This is a genomic window from Salicola sp. Rm-C-2C1-2 (assembly GCF_040196175.1).
Classification (GTDB): Bacteria; Pseudomonadota; Gammaproteobacteria; order Pseudomonadales; family Oleiphilaceae; genus Halospina.
In genome coordinates, this window is sequence record NZ_JBEFNF010000001.1 from 587,818 (window position 1) to 605,198 (window position 17,381).

At 54.3% G+C, this 17,381-nt stretch carries 13 protein-coding genes; 2 read left to right on the forward strand and 11 right to left on the reverse strand.

Annotation, left to right across the window (positions count from 1 at the left end; genetic code table 11):
* Nucleotides 1–19 precede the first annotated feature (19 nt).
* The 7 genes from AAF659_RS02725 to AAF659_RS02755 form a co-directional block, all read right to left on the reverse strand.
* Nucleotides 20–1,762, reverse strand: coding sequence for an ABC transporter substrate-binding protein (locus tag AAF659_RS02725; protein WP_349750157.1), 1,743 nt, complete (start codon nt 1,760–1,762; stop codon nt 20–22).
* Between the two features lie 180 nt (nt 1,763–1,942).
* The gene (locus AAF659_RS02730) at nt 1,943–3,682 is read right to left on the reverse strand and encodes an ABC transporter substrate-binding protein (RefSeq protein WP_349750158.1); all 1,740 of its coding nucleotides are present in this window, start codon (nt 3,680–3,682) and stop codon (nt 1,943–1,945) included.
* A 60-nt stretch (nt 3,683–3,742) separates the two neighbouring features.
* The gene (locus tag AAF659_RS02735; protein ID WP_349750159.1) at nt 3,743–4,015 is read right to left on the reverse strand and encodes a DUF2160 domain-containing protein; all 273 of its coding nucleotides are present in this window, start codon (nt 4,013–4,015) and stop codon (nt 3,743–3,745) included.
* Between the two features lie 16 nt (nt 4,016–4,031).
* Nucleotides 4,032–4,925 carry a carbohydrate ABC transporter permease gene (locus AAF659_RS02740; protein ID WP_349750160.1) on the reverse strand — a complete coding sequence of 298 codons (894 nt, stop codon included), beginning with the start codon at nt 4,923–4,925 and terminating at the stop codon, nt 4,032–4,034.
* Between the two features lies 1 nt (nt 4,926).
* A complete protein-coding gene (locus AAF659_RS02745) occupies nt 4,927–5,811 on the reverse strand; it encodes a carbohydrate ABC transporter permease (protein ID WP_349750161.1) in 885 nt (294 codons plus the stop codon).
* Nucleotides 5,804–6,904 carry an ABC transporter ATP-binding protein gene (locus AAF659_RS02750; RefSeq protein ID WP_349750162.1) on the reverse strand — a complete coding sequence of 367 codons (1,101 nt, stop codon included), beginning with the start codon at nt 6,902–6,904 and terminating at the stop codon, nt 5,804–5,806. The genes AAF659_RS02745 and AAF659_RS02750 overlap by 8 nt, the downstream gene beginning before the upstream one ends.
* A gap of 1 nt (nt 6,905) precedes the next feature.
* A complete protein-coding gene (locus AAF659_RS02755; RefSeq protein WP_349750163.1) occupies nt 6,906–7,994 on the reverse strand; it encodes an ABC transporter ATP-binding protein in 1,089 nt (362 codons plus the stop codon).
* Nucleotides 7,995–8,375: 381 nt separating this feature from the next.
* Between AAF659_RS02755 and AAF659_RS02760 the strand changes: the two genes are divergently transcribed.
* On the forward strand, nt 8,376–10,349 hold the full coding sequence (locus AAF659_RS02760) for a sigma-54-dependent Fis family transcriptional regulator (protein WP_349750164.1): 1,974 nt from the start codon (nt 8,376–8,378) through the stop codon (nt 10,347–10,349).
* Between the two features lie 176 nt (nt 10,350–10,525).
* Entirely contained in the window at nt 10,526–11,425 is a 900-nt protein-coding gene (locus tag AAF659_RS02765; RefSeq protein WP_349750165.1) for a DMT family transporter, read from the forward strand.
* Between the two features lie 42 nt (nt 11,426–11,467).
* On the opposite strand, the gene AAF659_RS02770 is transcribed toward AAF659_RS02765, so the two are convergent.
* The 4 genes from AAF659_RS02770 to AAF659_RS02785 form a co-directional block, all read right to left on the reverse strand.
* The gene (locus AAF659_RS02770; protein ID WP_349750166.1) at nt 11,468–13,435 is read right to left on the reverse strand and encodes an ATP-binding protein; all 1,968 of its coding nucleotides are present in this window, start codon (nt 13,433–13,435) and stop codon (nt 11,468–11,470) included.
* Between the two features lie 23 nt (nt 13,436–13,458).
* Nucleotides 13,459–15,681 carry a GGDEF/EAL domain-containing response regulator gene (locus tag AAF659_RS02775; RefSeq protein ID WP_349750167.1) on the reverse strand — a complete coding sequence of 741 codons (2,223 nt, stop codon included), beginning with the start codon at nt 15,679–15,681 and terminating at the stop codon, nt 13,459–13,461.
* A 256-nt stretch (nt 15,682–15,937) separates the two neighbouring features.
* On the reverse strand, nt 15,938–16,660 hold the full coding sequence (locus tag AAF659_RS02780; RefSeq protein ID WP_349750168.1) for an ABC transporter permease: 723 nt from the start codon (nt 16,658–16,660) through the stop codon (nt 15,938–15,940).
* 3 nt (nt 16,661–16,663) lie between these two features.
* Nucleotides 16,664–17,368, reverse strand: coding sequence for an ABC transporter permease (locus AAF659_RS02785; RefSeq protein ID WP_349750169.1), 705 nt, complete (start codon nt 17,366–17,368; stop codon nt 16,664–16,666).
* Nucleotides 17,369–17,381: the final 13 nt, after the last annotated feature.

Below are 17,381 nucleotides of genomic sequence, written 5' to 3' on the forward strand. Positions count from 1 at the left end.
ATCCATTGGGTATCAGGATTCAGGGGGCGTCACCCCAGCTCCGTAAAAGCTCATTGTAAGGCACAGTTTTGCCTTTCGGGTTTTCATCGGGAAGTAAGGATCTGGGTGCGCCCGGTTTTGCAAGCCACTTGCGTGCTTTACCCGCTTCATTAAGCTTCGGCGCACATTTTTCCATTTTATCGGTCTTTTCAAGACGATTCAGCATGTGATCCAGCGCTTCAGCTAAGTTGTCAAGTGCTTGCCTTGGTGCCATCTCTCCGCGTACTACTCGACCTATGTTCATCCACCAAAGTGAGGCCAATTTCGGATAGTCGGGAACATTGGTTCCAGTTGGTGTCCACTCATTCCGCGCTGGGCTGCGATAGAATTCCACGAGACCACCAAGTCTGGGCGCCATTTCCGTCATGACATCGGAATTGATATCGGACTCGCGAATCGGCGTCAGCCCTTCCAGAGTTTTTTCCAGCGAGACGGATTTAGCAACCGTGAACTGCGCGTAGAGCCAGGCAGCGAGGCGACGCTTTTTGGGTGTGGAGCTCAAGAATGTCCATGCGCCGACATCCTGATATCCGAGTTTCATGCCATCTTTCCAATAGGCGCCGCGAGGAGAGGGTGCCATACGCCATTTTGGAGTACCGTCAGCATTAACGACAGGCAGTCGCTTATCGAGCATGCTTCCTGTGAAAGTGGTATACCAGAAGATCTGCTGTGCGATGTGGCCCTGCCCCGGGACCGAGCCTGCCTCAGAAAAGGTCATGTCCTTCGCTTCTTCTGGCGCATAACTCTCAAGCCAGTGGATATACTTTTTCGTTGCGTAGACTGCTGCGGGCGCATTCGTGGCGCCGCCACGATCCACGCCGGCTCCAACCGGTCGGCAATCCTCAACGCGAATGCCCCATTCATCCACCGGCACACCGTTTGGGAGTCCTTTATCACCACCGCCCGCCATAGAAAACCAGGCATCGTGAAAACGCCAGCCAAGTGACGGATGGAATTTGCCATAATCCATGTGTCCGTAAACAGGCTCTCCGTCAATCTCCTGCACGTCTTCCGTGAAAAATTCGGCGATGTCCTCGTAGGCAGACCAGTTCCTCGGGACGTCGAGTTCATAGCCGTATGCCTCTTTAAACCGCTTCTGTAGGTCGGGTCTCTCGAACCAGTCAGCGCGGTACCAGTAAAGATTGGCGAACTGCTGTGTGGGCAGTTGGTAAAGTATGCCGTCAGGTCCAGTGGTAAAGGCCAAGCCGATAAAGTCATCGAGGTCCAGCGTTGGCAGTGTGTAATCACCCCCCTCAACCCGCATCAAATGATCAATCGGCACCACTTTACCCGAGCGAAAATGGGTTCCGATCAGATCAGAGTCATTAACGTAAGCATCATATATGTTCTGATCTGTCTGCATCTGCTTCTGGAGTGTGTTGACAAGGTCGCCCTCCGGAATCACTTCGTGGTTTACTGTTATTCCGGTAATTTCCTCGAATGCCTCCGCCAGAACGTTGGATTCGTATTGATGGGTCGCAAGACTTTCTGATGCGACATTAATTTTCATATCACGTAAAGGCTTGGCTGCCGCAGCAAACCATTTGAGCTCCGCAACCTGCTCGGACTTGGTCAAAGTGGATCTTTTGAAACGTTGATCCGCCCATTTCTCTGCGGCCCATGAGTACTGCTCGGCGCTCACGTTCAGGCTGAGAGCCATGATTGTCACACTCATAACAGAGGCGAGAAGTTGAATGTGTGCACGCTTTTTTTTGTTGTTCATAACCCACCTCTATCGCTTTGGGTCCGGGTGAATAATTCGCAGTGTAGGTTGGGCAAAAATAAAGCCACCCCTGAGGGGTGGCTAAGGGACACTACAAACACAGAGGTTTTGTAGTAAGGCTGTACGGGAACGCAGACCCCGCAAAGCCCGCTTCCAGGGGTCACCCCCTTTTATCGTGCATTACTGGCTGTTGCCGGACTGCCATTCCTCCATCATCTTGTCGTACGGCATAGTGGTGCCCTGAGGCATCTCATTATCCAGCTTGGGCTTGGGAGCACCGTCTTTGTCGTACCAGTATTCGGGGTCACGCTCCTCGTTCATGACAGGGGCGTATTTATCGAATACATCAGCACGCGCGAGGCGCTTCATGATGTCATCCATGGCTTCCGCCAGATTATCCAGGCCTTCCTTCGGTGTGACATCGCGGTTCATGACCGGTGCGAGGTTCTTCCACCACAGGGGGGCCATACGTGGATAGTCCGGCACGTTGGTGCTTGAGGGGGTCCACCAGCTCTCGTTCTCGCTCCGGTAGAACTCCACCAGGCCGCCAAGTTGTGGCGCCATTTCCGTCATCTTTTCGGACTCGATGTCAGACCGGCGGATGGGCGTGAGGCCTTCGATCAGCTTTTCCAGAGACACTGACTTGGCAGTGGTGAACTGCCCGAACAGCCAGGCCGCGGTCCGGCGATCTTCCGGTGTTGAATCAAAGAAGGTCCACGACCCCACGTCCTGGTAACCGACCTTCATGCCTTCTTCCCAGTAAGGGCCGGTCGGAGACGGCGCCATACGCCATTTCGGATTGCCTTCATCATCGGTTACGGCCACGCTCGGGTCGACCATGTCGGCCGTGAACGCGGTATACCAGAAGATCTGCTGGGCAATAGTGCCTTCAGCGGGGACAGGGCCTGCCTCACCGAACGTCATGCCAGCTGCCTCGGGCGGCGCGTAGGCGTGCAACCAGTCCACGGCCTTGGTCATGGCGAATACCGAGGCCGGTGAGTTGGTAGCGCCACCACGCGATACACTGGCGCCGACCGGGTTGGCGTTTTCATCCACACGGATACCCCAGTCGTCTACCGGATTACCGAAAGGAAGACCCTTGCTGCCCATGCCGGCCATGGAGAGCCAGGAGTCGTGGAAGCGCCAGCCCAGCGAGGGATCACGGCGTCCGTAATCCATGTGGCCGTAGACCTTTTCCCCGTCGATCTTATTTACACGCTCTGTGAAGAATTCAGCGATTTCTTCATAGGCTGTCCAGTTCGTGGGGACGCCCAGCTCATAGCCGTAAATCTCTTTGAACTGCGCCTTCAGGTCGGGGTCTGTGAACCAGTCATAACGGAACCAGTAAAGGTTGGCGAACTGCTGCGTCGGCAACTGATAGATATCGCCGTCCGGACCGGTGGTGTACTGAATGCCGATAAAGTCATCCAGGTCCAGCCTCGGGTTGGTGTAGTCCGCCCACTCGTCCGCCATTGCTTCCGAGAGATTGATGGTGGTGCCGTAACGGATGTGCGTACCGATCGCGTCCGAATCGTTGACGAAACCGTCATAGATGTTGCGGCCGGTCTGCATCTGCGTCTGCATGGTATCAACCACATCACCCTCACCGATGATGTTGTGGGTGATATCGATCCCGGTAATTTCCGAAAACGCCTTGGCCAGAACCTCACTTTCGTACTTATGTGTAGTGAGACCTTCCGCCACGGTGCGGATCTCCATGCCGCGGAAGGGCTCAGCGGCTTCGGCGAACCACTTGAGTTCCTGGATCTGCTCTTCGCGCGACAGTGTCGAGTGTTCGAATTTGTCCACCCAGCGCTCTATCGCCGCGTCTCTCTCCTGCTCGCTGGCGGACAGCGTGCCGGATGCGAGCATGATGCTACCTGCTAGTACCGATAGGTACATTGTCTTGTTATTTTTCATGCTTACCTCTTCGCTCGTTTTATCATCCCTGGCGTTTGCTTCGTCCCTGCACCCAATGATTCAGCCCCAGCGAAGCAGTATCGCCATCCAGGCAATACAAGCCACCAGAACCAACCAAAGACTGATATCCGTAAAGCCAATGGCGCCCAGATGGATATAGGCGGACGTCAGTAGGCTGATGAAGAAGCGGTCACCCCGAGTGGTTGCAACGGGCAGAAACCCTTTGCGTTCAACCGTGGGTGACAGGATTTCCCAGAGGGTCATGCCTCCGAGCAATGCGGCGATCGTCGAAAAGAAAATCGCGGTTGGTGCTGTCCAAACCATCCAATTCATGATCCGTCTCCCGTAATCAGGTGCGGCCCAGGGCAAAACCCTTGGCGATGTGATTGCGCACGAAGTAGACCACCAGAATGCCTGGAACAATGGTTAGTACTCCGGCTGCGGCCAGAGTGGACCAGTCTATGCCCGAGGCTGTGGATGTCCGCGTCATAACGGCGCCTATGGGTTGCGCGTTGGTGGCGGTCAGCGTCCGGGCAAGCAGTAATTCCACCCAGGAAAACATAAAGAGGAAAAACAGAGTCACGCCTACACCGGACCGGATCATCGGGATAAAGATCTTGACGAAGAATCCAGGAAAGGTGTGGCCGTCGATGTAGGCCGTTTCATCCACCTCTTTGGGCACACCGCTCATAAAGCCTTCAAGAATCCATACCGCCAACGGGATATTGAACAGGCAATGAGCCAACGCCACACCGACGTGTGTATCGAACAACCCGACGGAGTAATACAGCTGGAAGTAGGGCAGCAAAAATACTGCCGGTGGCGCCATGAGGTTGGTGAGCAACCAAAAAAACAGATGCTTATCACCGATGAACTCATACCGACTGAACGCGTAGGCCGCAGGCAGGGCTACACAGATACTGATCAGCATGTTTATGGCGACATAGGTAAGGGAGTTGACATACCCCATGTACCAGGTGGGGTCTGTCAGGATCTTATTGTAGCTGTCAAAAGTCAGATCCTGTGGCCAGAGCGAAAAAACACTCAGGATTTCCTGGTTCGACTGCAGTGACATGTTGATCAGCCAATAGATCGGCAGCAGGGTAAAAATCAGATATAGCCCTAGCAACGCGCGGTTACGTACTTTGGGTGTCCCCTTGTGCGCGCTGACTTTTCGGGTCAGTGGCGCGGCTTCGGCACTCTCCTGTGCCTGACCCTGGTTTTTGATTGTTGTTGTAGTCATCTCAGGCGTCCCCGTTTTTGGTTGCTTTCTCTTTCTGCATATTCATGATGCCGATGTAGAACACGTAGCTCACCGCCAGAATGATCAGGAAGTAGATGATGGAAAATGCCGCAGAGGGCCCCAGATCCTGCTGCGCTATTGCCATCGTCGTCAGTGATTGACTCAGGAAGGTGGTGGAGCTGCCAGGGCCGCCGCCGGTGAGTACAAAGGGTTCGGCGTAGATCATAAAGGAATGCATGAAGCGAAGCAGAACGCCGATGACCAGCACGTTAGTCAGCTTCGGCAATTGGATGTAACGAAAGACAGCCCACTTTGACGCACGGTCAATCCGGGCCGCCTGATAATAGGCTTCAGGAATGGATCTCAGTCCGCTGTAGCACAGCAATGCGATCAGCGGCGTCCAGTGCCAGACGTCCATAAGAATGATCGTGATCCAGGCATCAGTGGCATTGCTGGTGATGCTGTAAGTGTACCCCAGCTCGCGGATGCCATGGCCCATCAGACCAATATCACCCCGAGTAAAAATCTGCCACATGCTCCCAACCACAGACCAGGGCACTAACAATGGCAAAGTGATCAGAATCAATACCGCTGATGCCTGCCAACCTTTTTTCGGCATCAGCAGCGCAATGCCGATGCCAAGAGGGATCTGGATTGCCAAGATCGTGAATGAGAAGCCGAATTGGCGAAGGAGTGCACTCTGGAACCGCGGGTCATTCAGTGTTTTTTCAAACCACTCCGTGCCAACGAAAAATGCCGAGTTGCCGAGAATGTCCTGCAGTGAGTAGTTCACAACCGTCATTAAAGGGATGATGGCGGAAAATGACACCAAAACGAGCATCGGCAGTACAAGCAACCACGCTTTGTTGTTCTTAACTTTACTCATTACCTGCCTCCACGCGGTATTCGTCGATGTACAGTGTCAGCCACTGCTCCGGAAAACTGACGTAGGCTTTTTTCTGGGGAACGCGCTGGTCTTCGTGCAGGCGGGCCCGCATCAGAGAATCACCGAAATAGAACGACATGATGCGGTAGGTACCCAAGTCCTCCATGTCTTTAATCTGGACCTCGAAGGCTTCCTCGTTCCTGTCATCCCAGACATGCACGAACTCGGGGCGAATGCCCACTTTGATGTTGTCGGATTCAGAGGCTTTGGCGATGGCGTGCTGATGATTACTGATGGGGATGTCGATGTCACCGTACTGTGCGCCACTGTTATTAATGGTCACGTCCAGGAAATTCATACCCGGACTACCGATAAAGAAGCCAACAAAAGTGTGGGCTGGGCGTTCGAACAGTTCCCGCGGGGAGCCAAATTGCACCATCTTGCCCTCATACATCACCGCAATTTTTTCAGCGAAGGTCGAGGCCTCAAGCTGGTCGTGAGTGACGTAGATCATGGTGATATTGAACTGCTCGTGGATCTGCTTGAGCTTGCGCCGTAACTTCCATTTCAGCTGCGGGTCAATCACGGTCAGCGGTTCGTCAAACAGGATGGCGGAGACGTCATCCCGGACCAGGCCGCGACCCATGGAGACTTTCTGTTTCTCGTCGGCGTTCAGGTTCTTGGCTTTCCGCTTGAGCACCGGGGTCAGTTCAAGGATATCCGCGACTTCGTGCACCCGTGGCGCAATCTTGTGCTCCGGGGTTTTGATGTTACGCAGGGGGAAGGCAAGATTCTCAAACACCGTCATGGTGTCGTAGATCACAGGGAACTGGAAAACCTGGGCGATATTGCGTTCTTCCGGAGAAAGATCATTCACGATGCGGGAATCGAAGATCACATCCCCTTCCGACGGCTGCAGCAGGCCCGAAATGATATTGAGCATGGTGGACTTGCCGCATCCGGACGGGCCCAGCAACGCATAGGCGCCTCCCTGGTGCCAGACATGATCCATTTTGCGGATCGCGTAATCCTCTGGAGAAGCGGGATTGGTTGCGTAGGTATGAGCCAGTGAGCTCAGTGTAATTTCAGCCATGTCAAACGCCTCCCATACGTGTTGGCACATGAACGGCGGAACCATCCATGTCAAAGGCGTATATCTTGTGGGTCGGGAAATACACCTTGATCTGTTCGTCTACGTCGTACTCGTGGACGCCGGAAAGGTGGAGGACGAGTTCAAGTTTGTCGCTTCGCACGTGCAGGAAGGTTTCCGAGCCACTGATCTCCGCGAGGTCCACGTTCATCGGGAGTTCCAGGTCATCGTCAGCGTGTGGCACCAGACCGATGTGAGAGGCCCTGACGCCGAACTGGTAGCGGCCCGGAGTCAACGATTGCAGGTCCGCATTAAGCTTGAAATGGACTGTCTCGTCGAAGGTTACTTCAGATTCCGTTACCAGGCCTGGGACCACGTTGATCGGAGGTTCTGAGAACATCTCAGCGGTCAGGATATCCTTCGGCTGGTGATAGACCTCCGGAGTACGGCCGTATTGAAGAAGCCTGCCTTCATGCAATACGGCTGTGTTACCGCCCAGCGCGAGGGCCTCATTCGGCTCGGTTGTGGCGTAGACGGCAATGCAGTTCTTGGTCTTGAACAGCTCGCGGAGTTCCTCGCGGAATTCCTCACGCAGTTTGTAATCCAGGTTCACGAGTGGTTCATCAAACAGGATCAGGTCGGCATCCTTGACCAAAGCGCGCGCCATGGCGGTACGTTGCTGCTGTCCGCCGGACAGCTCCAGCGGATACCGGTTGAGCATGCTTTCAAGGTGCAGCATCTTCGCGGTTTCCCGGACCCGTTCATCGATAACCTTTTTGGACATCCTGGCAAGCCGCAGGGGAGAGGCGATGTTGTCGTAGACGGTGTGGGCGGGATAATTGATGAACTGTTGATAGACCATGGACAGGTTGCGGTCCCTGACGGAAACACCCGTAACATCGACGCCGTTCATCAGTATCCGGCCCCTGGTTGGCTTCTCGAGGCCGGCCATCAGTCGCATCAACGTCGTTTTTCCCGCCAGTGTCCTGCCGAGCAGAACGTTGAACGAACCAGGTTCCAGAGTCAGGTCGACATCTGATATCCAGGCCTCGCCGTCAACCGTCTTGCTGACGTTTTCAAGGGTTAGAGACATTGTTGTTTTCCTGCTTGTTGTTGTATGCGCACTTGCTTGACGCCGTGCAAAGCGCTTCGAGAGATCATACAAGTGCGGTGCCAACTTTTTTCGAAAACGCGCATAATTAAATAAATTACTGAGTTAAAAGAATAAAACATTATTTTTTGAGCCTTTGGGGTGCTTTTGGGGTGAATTGGGGTGTTCGTTAATGTTCATTTTTGTGTAAAATTAACGTTCACGAACTGTTCATAAAGTGTTCAGTATGATGTTCAGAAGCGTGTTAACAATGGTTTTAAGACGGGATTGCAGAGACAGGATTGGTCGTTGACACCTTCATGGAAAGGGCGAAAATGTCTGAAGTGGTGCTTTAATAAAAAGACCAATAAGAGGTAGAGGTCATTGGCACAGGACAAGAACAATAACCTGGCCGAAGAACCTGTCGCGGATCCGGCTGCGAATGCCAGCCAGACGCATCAGGAGGTCATTGAGAACTCATGGTACAGGTGCGAAAGCTATGGGTTGGTACATGGTGCCGAGCCAGATTTCGGTGATGCGCGTCAAGGCGACGTCAGTGCACTTGTGGATCAGCACCATGAACTGATGTACACCACTGAAAACGAGGTGTTGCCTTATTATGAGAATATCCTCTGCAACTCATCCTGTCTGATCGTTCTGGCGGATAATCAGGGACATGTGCTCAATACCTGGGGAGCCTCACAGTTTCGGGGCAATAGAGAGCATGGCCTGGTCCCCGGTCACCAGTGGCGTGAAAAAGGAGTAGGCACGAATGCGATTGGAACTGCCCTGGCTACAGGGCAAGCGATTCAGGTCAACCGGGATGAACACTTTTTGCGTGCCAACCGCTACATGGTGGGGTCGGCGTCGCCAATCTACGATATCAAGAAAGAGATGATAGGGGTTCTTGATATTTCCTCCGACGCTTATCTGCCGCACGATCACACTCTTGGTATGGTCAAGCTGATGTCTTTGAGTGTGGAAAACCAGCTGATTAATGCGGCTTTCCAGCAGGACCATTACATCATTACCTTCAGCACTAATATCAGTGGCCTGGACAGCCATTGGGCCGGCCTTTTAGTTCTGGATGATCAGGGTATTGTGGTATCCGTTAATCGGCGTGCCTGGGTGTTGTTGGCGCATGACATTGCACTCATGAATATTGAACAGATATTTGGCTTGAAATTCCATGAGCTGCGTCAACAGCCTTCTAATGCGCCCCTCACACTCAGGGTTTTTGAGCGTTATCGAATGTGGGTGCGTGTTCAGCCGCCTTTGACCCCAACACTAAAAATCACAGATTTTCGTGTTAAATATCAAACGCCTGAGCGAGACACAGCAGGATCAGAACCGCTCGTCGCCAGTGATGACTTACCCGATGATGTCGTGCCATTCGAGGAATTGGAGCTTGGTGATCCAAAAGTACGGGAAGTGCTAAGTCAGGCCCAAAAAATCATTGAGAAAGACATACCTATCCTTATTCATGGTGAAACAGGCGCTGGCAAAGAAATCATGGTGCGCTCCCTGCATTTTCACAGCAGTAGGAGGAGAAATACGCTGGTCGCTGTGAACTGTGCGTCAATACCCACAGAGCTGGTTGAATCCGAGTTATTCGGTTACGAAAAAGGCGCGTTTACTGGAGCCAACAGTAAGGGAGCCGTGGGACTGATCCGCCGAGCTAATGGAGGCACGCTGTTTCTTGATGAAATTGGCGAAATGCCGTTCCATGTTCAGGCTCGGTTGCTACGAGTGCTACAGGAACGTGTTGTTGTGCCTCTAGGTTCAAGTGAAGCTTTCCCTGTTGACATCCGGCTCGTATCCGCTTCGAATCGCAACCTCAAGATGGAGGCGGACGAAGGGGCGTTTCGCCAGGATCTTTACTATCGTGTTTCCGGCCTGAATATCGAGGTGCCGGCATTACGGCATCGCGAGGATAAATCGGCGCTCATCAAGTATGTGTACAACCGGTTGCAAGAGAATGAGGGCCGGATTCCTATGAGTTCTGCAGTCGAGTCTCTTCTGATCAGGCATCCTTGGCCGGGTAACATGCGACAACTGACAAATGTGTTGAAGATAGCGCACGCCATGGCTGATGGCGGAACCATGGAGCCGGAGCATTTGCCAGCGGATTTTTATGATGACCTCAATAAAGTGATGGAGGTACCGCCTGAAGCTGTGCCTAGCGCGGTTAACCTGGCGGATTCAATTGCGCCTAGAGAATCAGCGGAAACTATAGAGCATCGGATTCAGAAGCTCTATCGGCAGGTAGGTGGTAATGTCAGCCAAACCGCGCGACTTGCGGGCGTCAGTCGTAATACGGTGTATAAGTACGTTCGTAAAAGTTTGTTAGAGGAATGACTTACCCACGGCTGAACCAGTCTATCCTTTTAAATCTAGAATAGTACTTCAATTTCTTCAAGGAGATCGAGTTGCGGTGCGGTGTTTAGTACCATTATTCAAAATTGCTGAGACCACATGTTAGCGATTTCGGTGTCAGTAGGGCGTTGCATGAACCCCTGTCCAATTGATCCAGCATGAAAGAGGCCCGGCGGGGTAGTATCGTTGTCGTTCTTGTTGGCTGCCTCTGGGGTACCTACTGGTTTCCTCTGCGCCAGATCAACGAAGCAGCATCGCTTGGTACGTGGGCAACGGTCTGTGCGCTGTTCGCTGCCTGTGTGCTGCTGAGCCCCTGGGTCATAGCCTCGCGTCACCGCATCCGCTCTGTGGGGATCGGCACGCTTATGGTCACTGGGTCCGGGGGTGGCGCGTTTGTCCTGTACTCGAACGGACTTCTTTACGGTCAGGTGGCTGTCGTCATCCTTCTTTTTTACCTGACTCCGATCTGGAGCACCCTGATTGGCCGGATCTGGTTTGGGTGGCCGATTACACCATGGCGCATGGGAGCCATTGCGTTAGGGATCATTGGGATTGCGCTGGTCATGGGGCCAGCTAACGGTGGTATGCCGCTGCCCAGTGGCATCGGTGACTGGATGGCGTTGATCTCCGGCGTTGTCTGGGCAATCTCATCGACCGGAATCCGGACCCAGCCGGGCTTGAACGCTGTTGAGTCCAACTTCGTGTTCTGCCTGGGTGGGCTTGCCACGGCGCTCCTCTTGGCATTGACCCTTGATGGCATGAGCGTGCCTGGTGTCAGCCTTGGAAACCTCGCCGAGGTTGCGGCCTGGTCCCTGTTTCTTGGTGGGAGTTGGTGGGCGGTGGCGCTGACCGCCTTCCTCTGGAGTGCGCAGCGGATAGAGCCCGCACGCGTGGGGATTCTGCTAATGGGGGAAGTGGTGGTGGGTATGCTGTCGGCGGTTCTGGTTGCCGGAGAACCCTTGGGAGTTTGGATGGCTTTGGGCGCTGTCATGGTGATGGCAGCGGCTGTGATCGAGACCTGGCCCCGTGAAGTCACAGCTCATACGGTTTCGGAGTAAGGTGCATGAATCCGGCAGGAATTCTTTTAGAGTCGTTGCCGATCATGAGCTTTCTGTAAGCGTTGGCGCAATAAGCGGTATTGTCACAATAAAGCAGCTACCCTGATCCGGCGCGCCTTGCACTTCAATATGGCCACCGAGAATACCCGTCACCAAATTGAAGGTTATGTGCAATCCCAGCCCCGAGCCCCCTTGGCCGAGTCGGGTGGTGTAGAACGGATCAAAGATGGATTTTTGACGGTCAACGGGAATACCGTTGCCATCGTCAGCAACCTGCAATGTAACGGACTGCCCCTCAGTGTCGGTGCTGGCCCTTATGCTGATGCAGCCTTCGTTGCGGCCGGCAAAAGCATGCAGTAATGCGTTGTTAATAAGGTTGATCAACACCTGCGACAATGATCCCGGAAAGCTATCAAGAGTGACCGCCTTTGGGATATTGGTTTCAAGCTGATAGGGGGATCGCTGAAGAGTGGGCCGCAGTGAAAGACTTACCTCGTTCATCAATGCCTCAAGATCGAATTCGCGCCGATGTGAGCTGGCCTGATCGACTGCCAGCTGCTTGAAGGCACCGATCAACTCTGAGGCACGGGTCATATTGCGCTCAATGATCTGCGCGCCTTCATCTACGTCGGCCATAAATTCATCAAGGTCGCGGCGGGTAATATTTTGCTCGAGCTTGCGTGAGAAACTGCGGTTGGCATCGGTAATGGCCGTTGACGCCATCTTGGCATTACCAATTGGCGTGTTCAGTTCGTGCGCGATCCCGGAAACCAGTGATCCCAGTGATGACAGTTTCTCACTCTGCACCAATTCATCCTTAACATCTTCCAGGTGCTGAAGCAGCGACTTGAGCTTATCGCCATAGGCATTGACCGCCTGACGCAGCTCACCAACCTCGTTTATGGTGCCCACATGCAGCGCCTCAGTGGTTTCGCCATCAACCAGCTCGCGGATCTGATGAGTGGTCTGCTGGACTTTATGCAGTAGATTGCGTGCAATAACCGCCGCGACAACCCCAACCCCCAAGAGCAACGCACCGATTGCCGCCATCAGGAAAAGGCCCATACTGTCAGCGGCTGCGGTCATTCGGCTTTGAGGTACAGCCAGGCCGATTACCCAACCCGTCTGCTGATGCTTGATGAGATCGGCGTAGGCCGCCTCCCCAAAAACACCATCGCGCTTGATCTCAACCAAAGTGGCATCCTCAAGATCCTTAGCGGCCTCTAGAGTGTTGCGTAGCCAGGGTAGCTTCCGGGCCATCTGATCAACCGTCATCAGTGACGGAGCGCGCTGGCCACGGGGGAGAGCTGCTTTTGGTGAGCTGACGACGTGCCCGCTCGAGTCGATGGCGAAGGCGTAACCGTCATTCTCTTCTCCGTATCGAGTCAGAATATCGGAGATGCCCTCCAGTCGCATATCAACCGTGGCTACGCCTGCAAAGCGGCCACCCTCGCGTATCGGTATCGTGCAGGTCACCATAGGCGTGCGGGTGAAAGGGTCTATATAGGCTTCTGACCAGGCGCAGCGGTCAGCGGGAGCGCCTTCACCGGCCTTGTACCAGGCTTTTGTGTGGTAGCCGGAACCCTCGGGATCGTTGTAATCATCTACGTATTCCAGGCCTTGCTCGGATCGGCCCCAGAAGAAGCTGCGCCGCGTTACGCCTTTTTCGAAGGCATTTGGCTCGGGCCAGATTCCGCCGCCGGCAATGGTTGGATCACCATGATTATCCAGAATCGGGGGGAACGTCTTTTTAAACAACGCTTCGTTTTTAGGGAGTTTGGCAGCTGTCTGCGCCATGGTACTGGTAAGGAGCTCAATCTGGCCCAGTTTGGCGTCTAGAAGATCCCTGAGCCCCTTTTGATTGATGGTGATCTGTTTCTTCTGCTGTTCGATCAGGTTGGGTTTTATCTGCCACTCGATGACCGCAAAAATGGTCAGCAGCGCCATGATCAGCACTAAGGCGAATCCAAGATTGATTTGGTGGCGGATCATCAGGGCAGGTCGAATCATGGTAATCCTAACCCCTCGGCCTTTCAGGTATCAGGCTTTGATTGCAGCAGCCAATCGTAAAACTGCTGCTGCCCAAGGGGCTTCGAGAACAGGTACCCCTGACCTTCAAGGCAGCCTTTCTGGCGGAGAGCGTCGCGTTGCTCCGGCGTTTCGATGCCTTCGGCGATTGTCTGCATCTGAAAATTCTCGGCTAACTCCATCATCGTATGCGCCATATTGAGGCGCAGACCGTCGGCGGCATGGCCGCTGACAAAACTGCGATCGATTTTGAGCCGATCAATTGGCAATCGGCTTAATATGTTGAGCGAGGAATACCCGGTGCCAAAGTCATCCATGGCGATGCCGATGTTGTACCGTCGCAGGTAATCCAGTTTCTCTTTGACGCGAGTGACATCATCCACCGCAACCGATTCTGTCAGCTCAATTTCAACCTGATGCCCTTTCAACTGATGGGTGTAGAGGGCTTGGACGAGCTTTTCCGCAAAGTCGTCTTCGCGCATCTGCATCAGCGAAACATTAACTGCGACCCGGAATGCATCGCCGACATGCCCCACGAGGCCGGCGCGCCAGCGCAGAGCGGTGTTGATGACCCAATCTCCCAAAGCCACCATCATGCCGGACTGCTCGGCCAGCGGGATAAACTGATCCGGCGGGATGTAGTTGCCATCTTCGGTTTTCCATCGCAACAGGGATTCAGCACCGACTGTGGCCTCATCGGTTAAGCGGATGAATGGCTGGTAGTGCAGTTGCAGGCGGTCTTTAGTGAAAGCGGTTCGCAAGCGGCTGAGTAGCTGCATCCGGTCGCGCGCCGCGTCCGCTAACTCGGTGGCAAAGCGCACCGTCTGGCCGCGATAGAAGTGCTTCGCCTGTTTCAGGGCGACCCCAGCGTCCTTGATGATCGCAGCTGCACTCGGGGCCTTTTCGCTATCAGGCACAACACGGAGCCCACTGGTCGCGGCGATACGCAGCGGCTCATTCTGGTGCAGCGACAAGGGAGCAGAAAACAGCCTTGAAATTTGTTCCGGGGTGAGTGCCTCGGGATCGCCCATAACCCCAAAGACATCACCGCCAACACGCGCCACAACCACCTCAGAACCGAGTTGTAAACGCAGGCGTTGGGCAACCGCGTGCAGTATAGCGTCACCAAAGGCGTCGTCCAGCACGCTGTTCATATACGAAAAGTTGTCGAGATCCACCAATGCAACAGCGAATGAGCTGGGCGTGGTTGAGGCGATTTGGCGCTCGATGGCGGCAATGAAACCATTGCGGTTGGGCAGTTGGACCAGGGAATCCTGATAAGCAAGCTGCTCCATTGCTTCATAGAGTCTCAGGTTTTCGAAGGCAATCGCCACGTTGCTGGCAAACACCTCAAGCAGGCGCTGGTCTGAGTCGGTAAGACGCTTATTCGAATCAACCCAGGCGGCCAGCGCTTGTTGGTTGGGTCCAGGCAGATAGATGCAGATGCCATCGTCCAGTCTATGACGTTGCTCATGAAGCACACTTACAAGGCGCTGGCGGACCATTGGCTCATCCACGGCGTTGAGCGGGCGCCCTTCATACTCAGAGAAACGCCCCTCAGCAGTCAGGATAAAGGGTTCGTCCTGCTGCGGTTCCAACGCGGCGCACATGATGCATGGGGTGTCGGCGTTAAGCAGCGCGCGCATCTGCGTCAGGATCTCGGCGCTCAAGCGTTTAAGGTCCGAGGCCTGACTGATGGTCGACGTGGCCTCGACGACCTGTTCTAAGCCATTGCGGTTGGCTTCAAGTTGCTTTAGCTGAGAGTAGGATCGGATCGCAATGGCAATGCTTGTGAACAGACGAACCCGTGTGAGCTCCGACTTCGTCCTGTAGTCATTGATGTCATACCACTGGATGGTTTCACTCTCGGGCGCATAGCCGGGTTGACCAGTGCGTAGAATCAGACGGATACGGTGATTGTGGAGCCTGTCCCGAATGGTCTGAACCAGTCTCAGCCCTGAATCATCGCGCTCCATGACCACATCAACGAGGGCAACAGAGAATTCTGAATTCTGTTGCAAAAGTTTGAGCCCCTCCTCGGCGGAGTAGGCGTCAAAAAAGCTCAGTTCACACCCATCAACTGATAATCCTTTTAGGGCCAGCTTGGTGGTGGCGTGTACGTCCGGGTCATCGTCAATGATCAGTATTTGCCACGGCAGTGGTGCCGAGCCATCGTCGGTGCCGGTTTCATCGGCAAAAACCATCAAATCGTCGTTAACGTCAGACACGGCTCTGCTCTCCCGACCATGTTTCAATCACCCTCCTTCCGTGGTTACGTACGCTGAACTGTGTCACCAGGACTTGCTTCGGGCGGTAAGGTTAAATCGACAGCGGTACTTGATTGGCAATCCATTTTTAACAAGGGTAGGGAACCAGCATCTTTTTGCAAGGCGAGGGGGCTAGGGAATGGGTGAACTATCGTCTGGCTGGCAAAGCGCTGGAAGACTTTGCAGCCAGCTCACCGCAGATACATAGCGGGTGACGCTAGTGGTTGAGTGGTTTCAGGTGGCGCAGCAGGTGCTGCTCCAGCCGCCGGAAGCCATAAACAATCAGCAGCGTCAGCACCATATAGATGAGAGCAACGGCGATGAACGCGGTGAAAGGGGCATAGAAGCGCGAGTAGATATCCCGTGCGGCACCGGTCAGGTCGACAATGGTCACGACACTGGCGATGGCGCTGGCGTGCAGCATGAAGATGACTTCATTGGAGTAGGCCTGAATCGCCCGGCGGAAGGCACTGGGCAGGACGATGCGGCGCATGCGCAGAGCCCAGGACATGCCGTAGGCCTTTGCGGCCTCGATCTCGCCATGCGGGGTTGTCATCAAGGCACCACGGATGATTTCGGTCGTGTAGGCGCCCGTGTTTAGAGTGAAAGCAAGCAGTGCAGGGTAGAATGGGTCACGGAAGATGTCCCACCAGAGGGTCTCCTGAATGCCTTCAATCTGACCGATGCCGTAATAGATGATGTAGAGCTGGATCAGCAGTGGTGTGCCCCGGAAGATATAGGTATAGAGCCAGACTGGCCCGGCGACGAAAGGGTTCCTGAAAGTGCGCAGAATCGCCAGCGGTACCGCCAGGACCAGTCCGATGATCAGCGACAGGAATACCAGTTGGACCGTGGTTACCAGTCCGTCCCAGTAATGCGTCACCGTGGTGGCGTTGAAGATGGCGTTCTGGTTGAGCAGGTCCGCGAGGAACTCGGGCATGACTCAAATGCCTCCCACGATGCCGGCATTGGCGCGTCTGTTCAGCCACTTGATTGCAAGCTCCGTTATCGCCGTCAGAGACAGGTACATGGCGGCAACCGGAATGAAGAACTTGAATGGTTCATGTTCTGCTTTGCTGGCCTGTTCAGCGATGCGGACCATATCCGAAAGACCGATCACGGAGACCAGTGCCGTGGTCTTCAGCAGCACCTGCCAGTTGTTGCCAATCCCCGGCAGGGCATGGCGCAGCATCTGCGGGAACATGATGCGGCAAAACACCTGAATACGGCTCATACCATAGGCTCGCCCGGCCTCAATCTGGCCAGTGGGAACAGCGAGGAAAGCGCCCCGGAATGTTTCCGTCATATAGGCGCCGAAGATCAGCCCGATGGTCAAAACACCGGAGACAAACGGATCGAACTGCACGAAGAAGTCGATGTCGTAATTATAGTAGAGGTAGTCGGAAAGCCGGTTCATCAGAACCTGGCCTCCGTAGTAGAACAGCATCATCATTACCAGATCGGGAATACCGCGGATCACCGTGGTGTAGAGCGTGGCGATGCCCTTGGCTGGCCGGTTTCCAGACAGTTTGGCTGACGCACCGACCAAACCAATAGTCAAAGCCAGTGCCAGTGAGGCAAACGCCAGTTCAGTGGTGACGATTGCGCCCCGGACAAGTTCCGGGCCGTAACCATGGAAGTCAAACATGGACGCGGTAATC

Coding starts and splice junctions, on each gene's coding strand:
- AAF659_RS02725 (WP_349750157.1), bottom strand. CDS start 1,762: ATGAACAACAAAAAAAAGCGTGCACACATTCAACTTCTCGCCTCTGTT.
- AAF659_RS02730 (WP_349750158.1), bottom strand. CDS start 3,682: ATGAAAAATAACAAGACAATGTACCTATCGGTACTAGCAGGTAGCATC.
- AAF659_RS02735 (WP_349750159.1), bottom strand. CDS start 4,015: ATGAATTGGATGGTTTGGACAGCACCAACCGCGATTTTCTTTTCGACG.
- AAF659_RS02740 (WP_349750160.1), bottom strand. CDS start 4,925: ATGACTACAACAACAATCAAAAACCAGGGTCAGGCACAGGAGAGTGCC.
- AAF659_RS02745 (WP_349750161.1), bottom strand. CDS start 5,811: ATGAGTAAAGTTAAGAACAACAAAGCGTGGTTGCTTGTACTGCCGATG.
- AAF659_RS02750 (WP_349750162.1), bottom strand. CDS start 6,904: ATGGCTGAAATTACACTGAGCTCACTGGCTCATACCTACGCAACCAAT.
- AAF659_RS02755 (WP_349750163.1), bottom strand. CDS start 7,994: ATGTCTCTAACCCTTGAAAACGTCAGCAAGACGGTTGACGGCGAGGCC.
- AAF659_RS02765 (WP_349750165.1), top strand. CDS start 10,526: ATGAAAGAGGCCCGGCGGGGTAGTATCGTTGTCGTTCTTGTTGGCTGC.
- AAF659_RS02770 (WP_349750166.1), bottom strand. CDS start 13,435: ATGATTCGACCTGCCCTGATGATCCGCCACCAAATCAATCTTGGATTC.
- AAF659_RS02780 (WP_349750168.1), bottom strand. CDS start 16,660: ATGCCCGAGTTCCTCGCGGACCTGCTCAACCAGAACGCCATCTTCAAC.
- AAF659_RS02785 (WP_349750169.1), bottom strand. CDS start 17,368: ATGTTTGACTTCCATGGTTACGGCCCGGAACTTGTCCGGGGCGCAATC.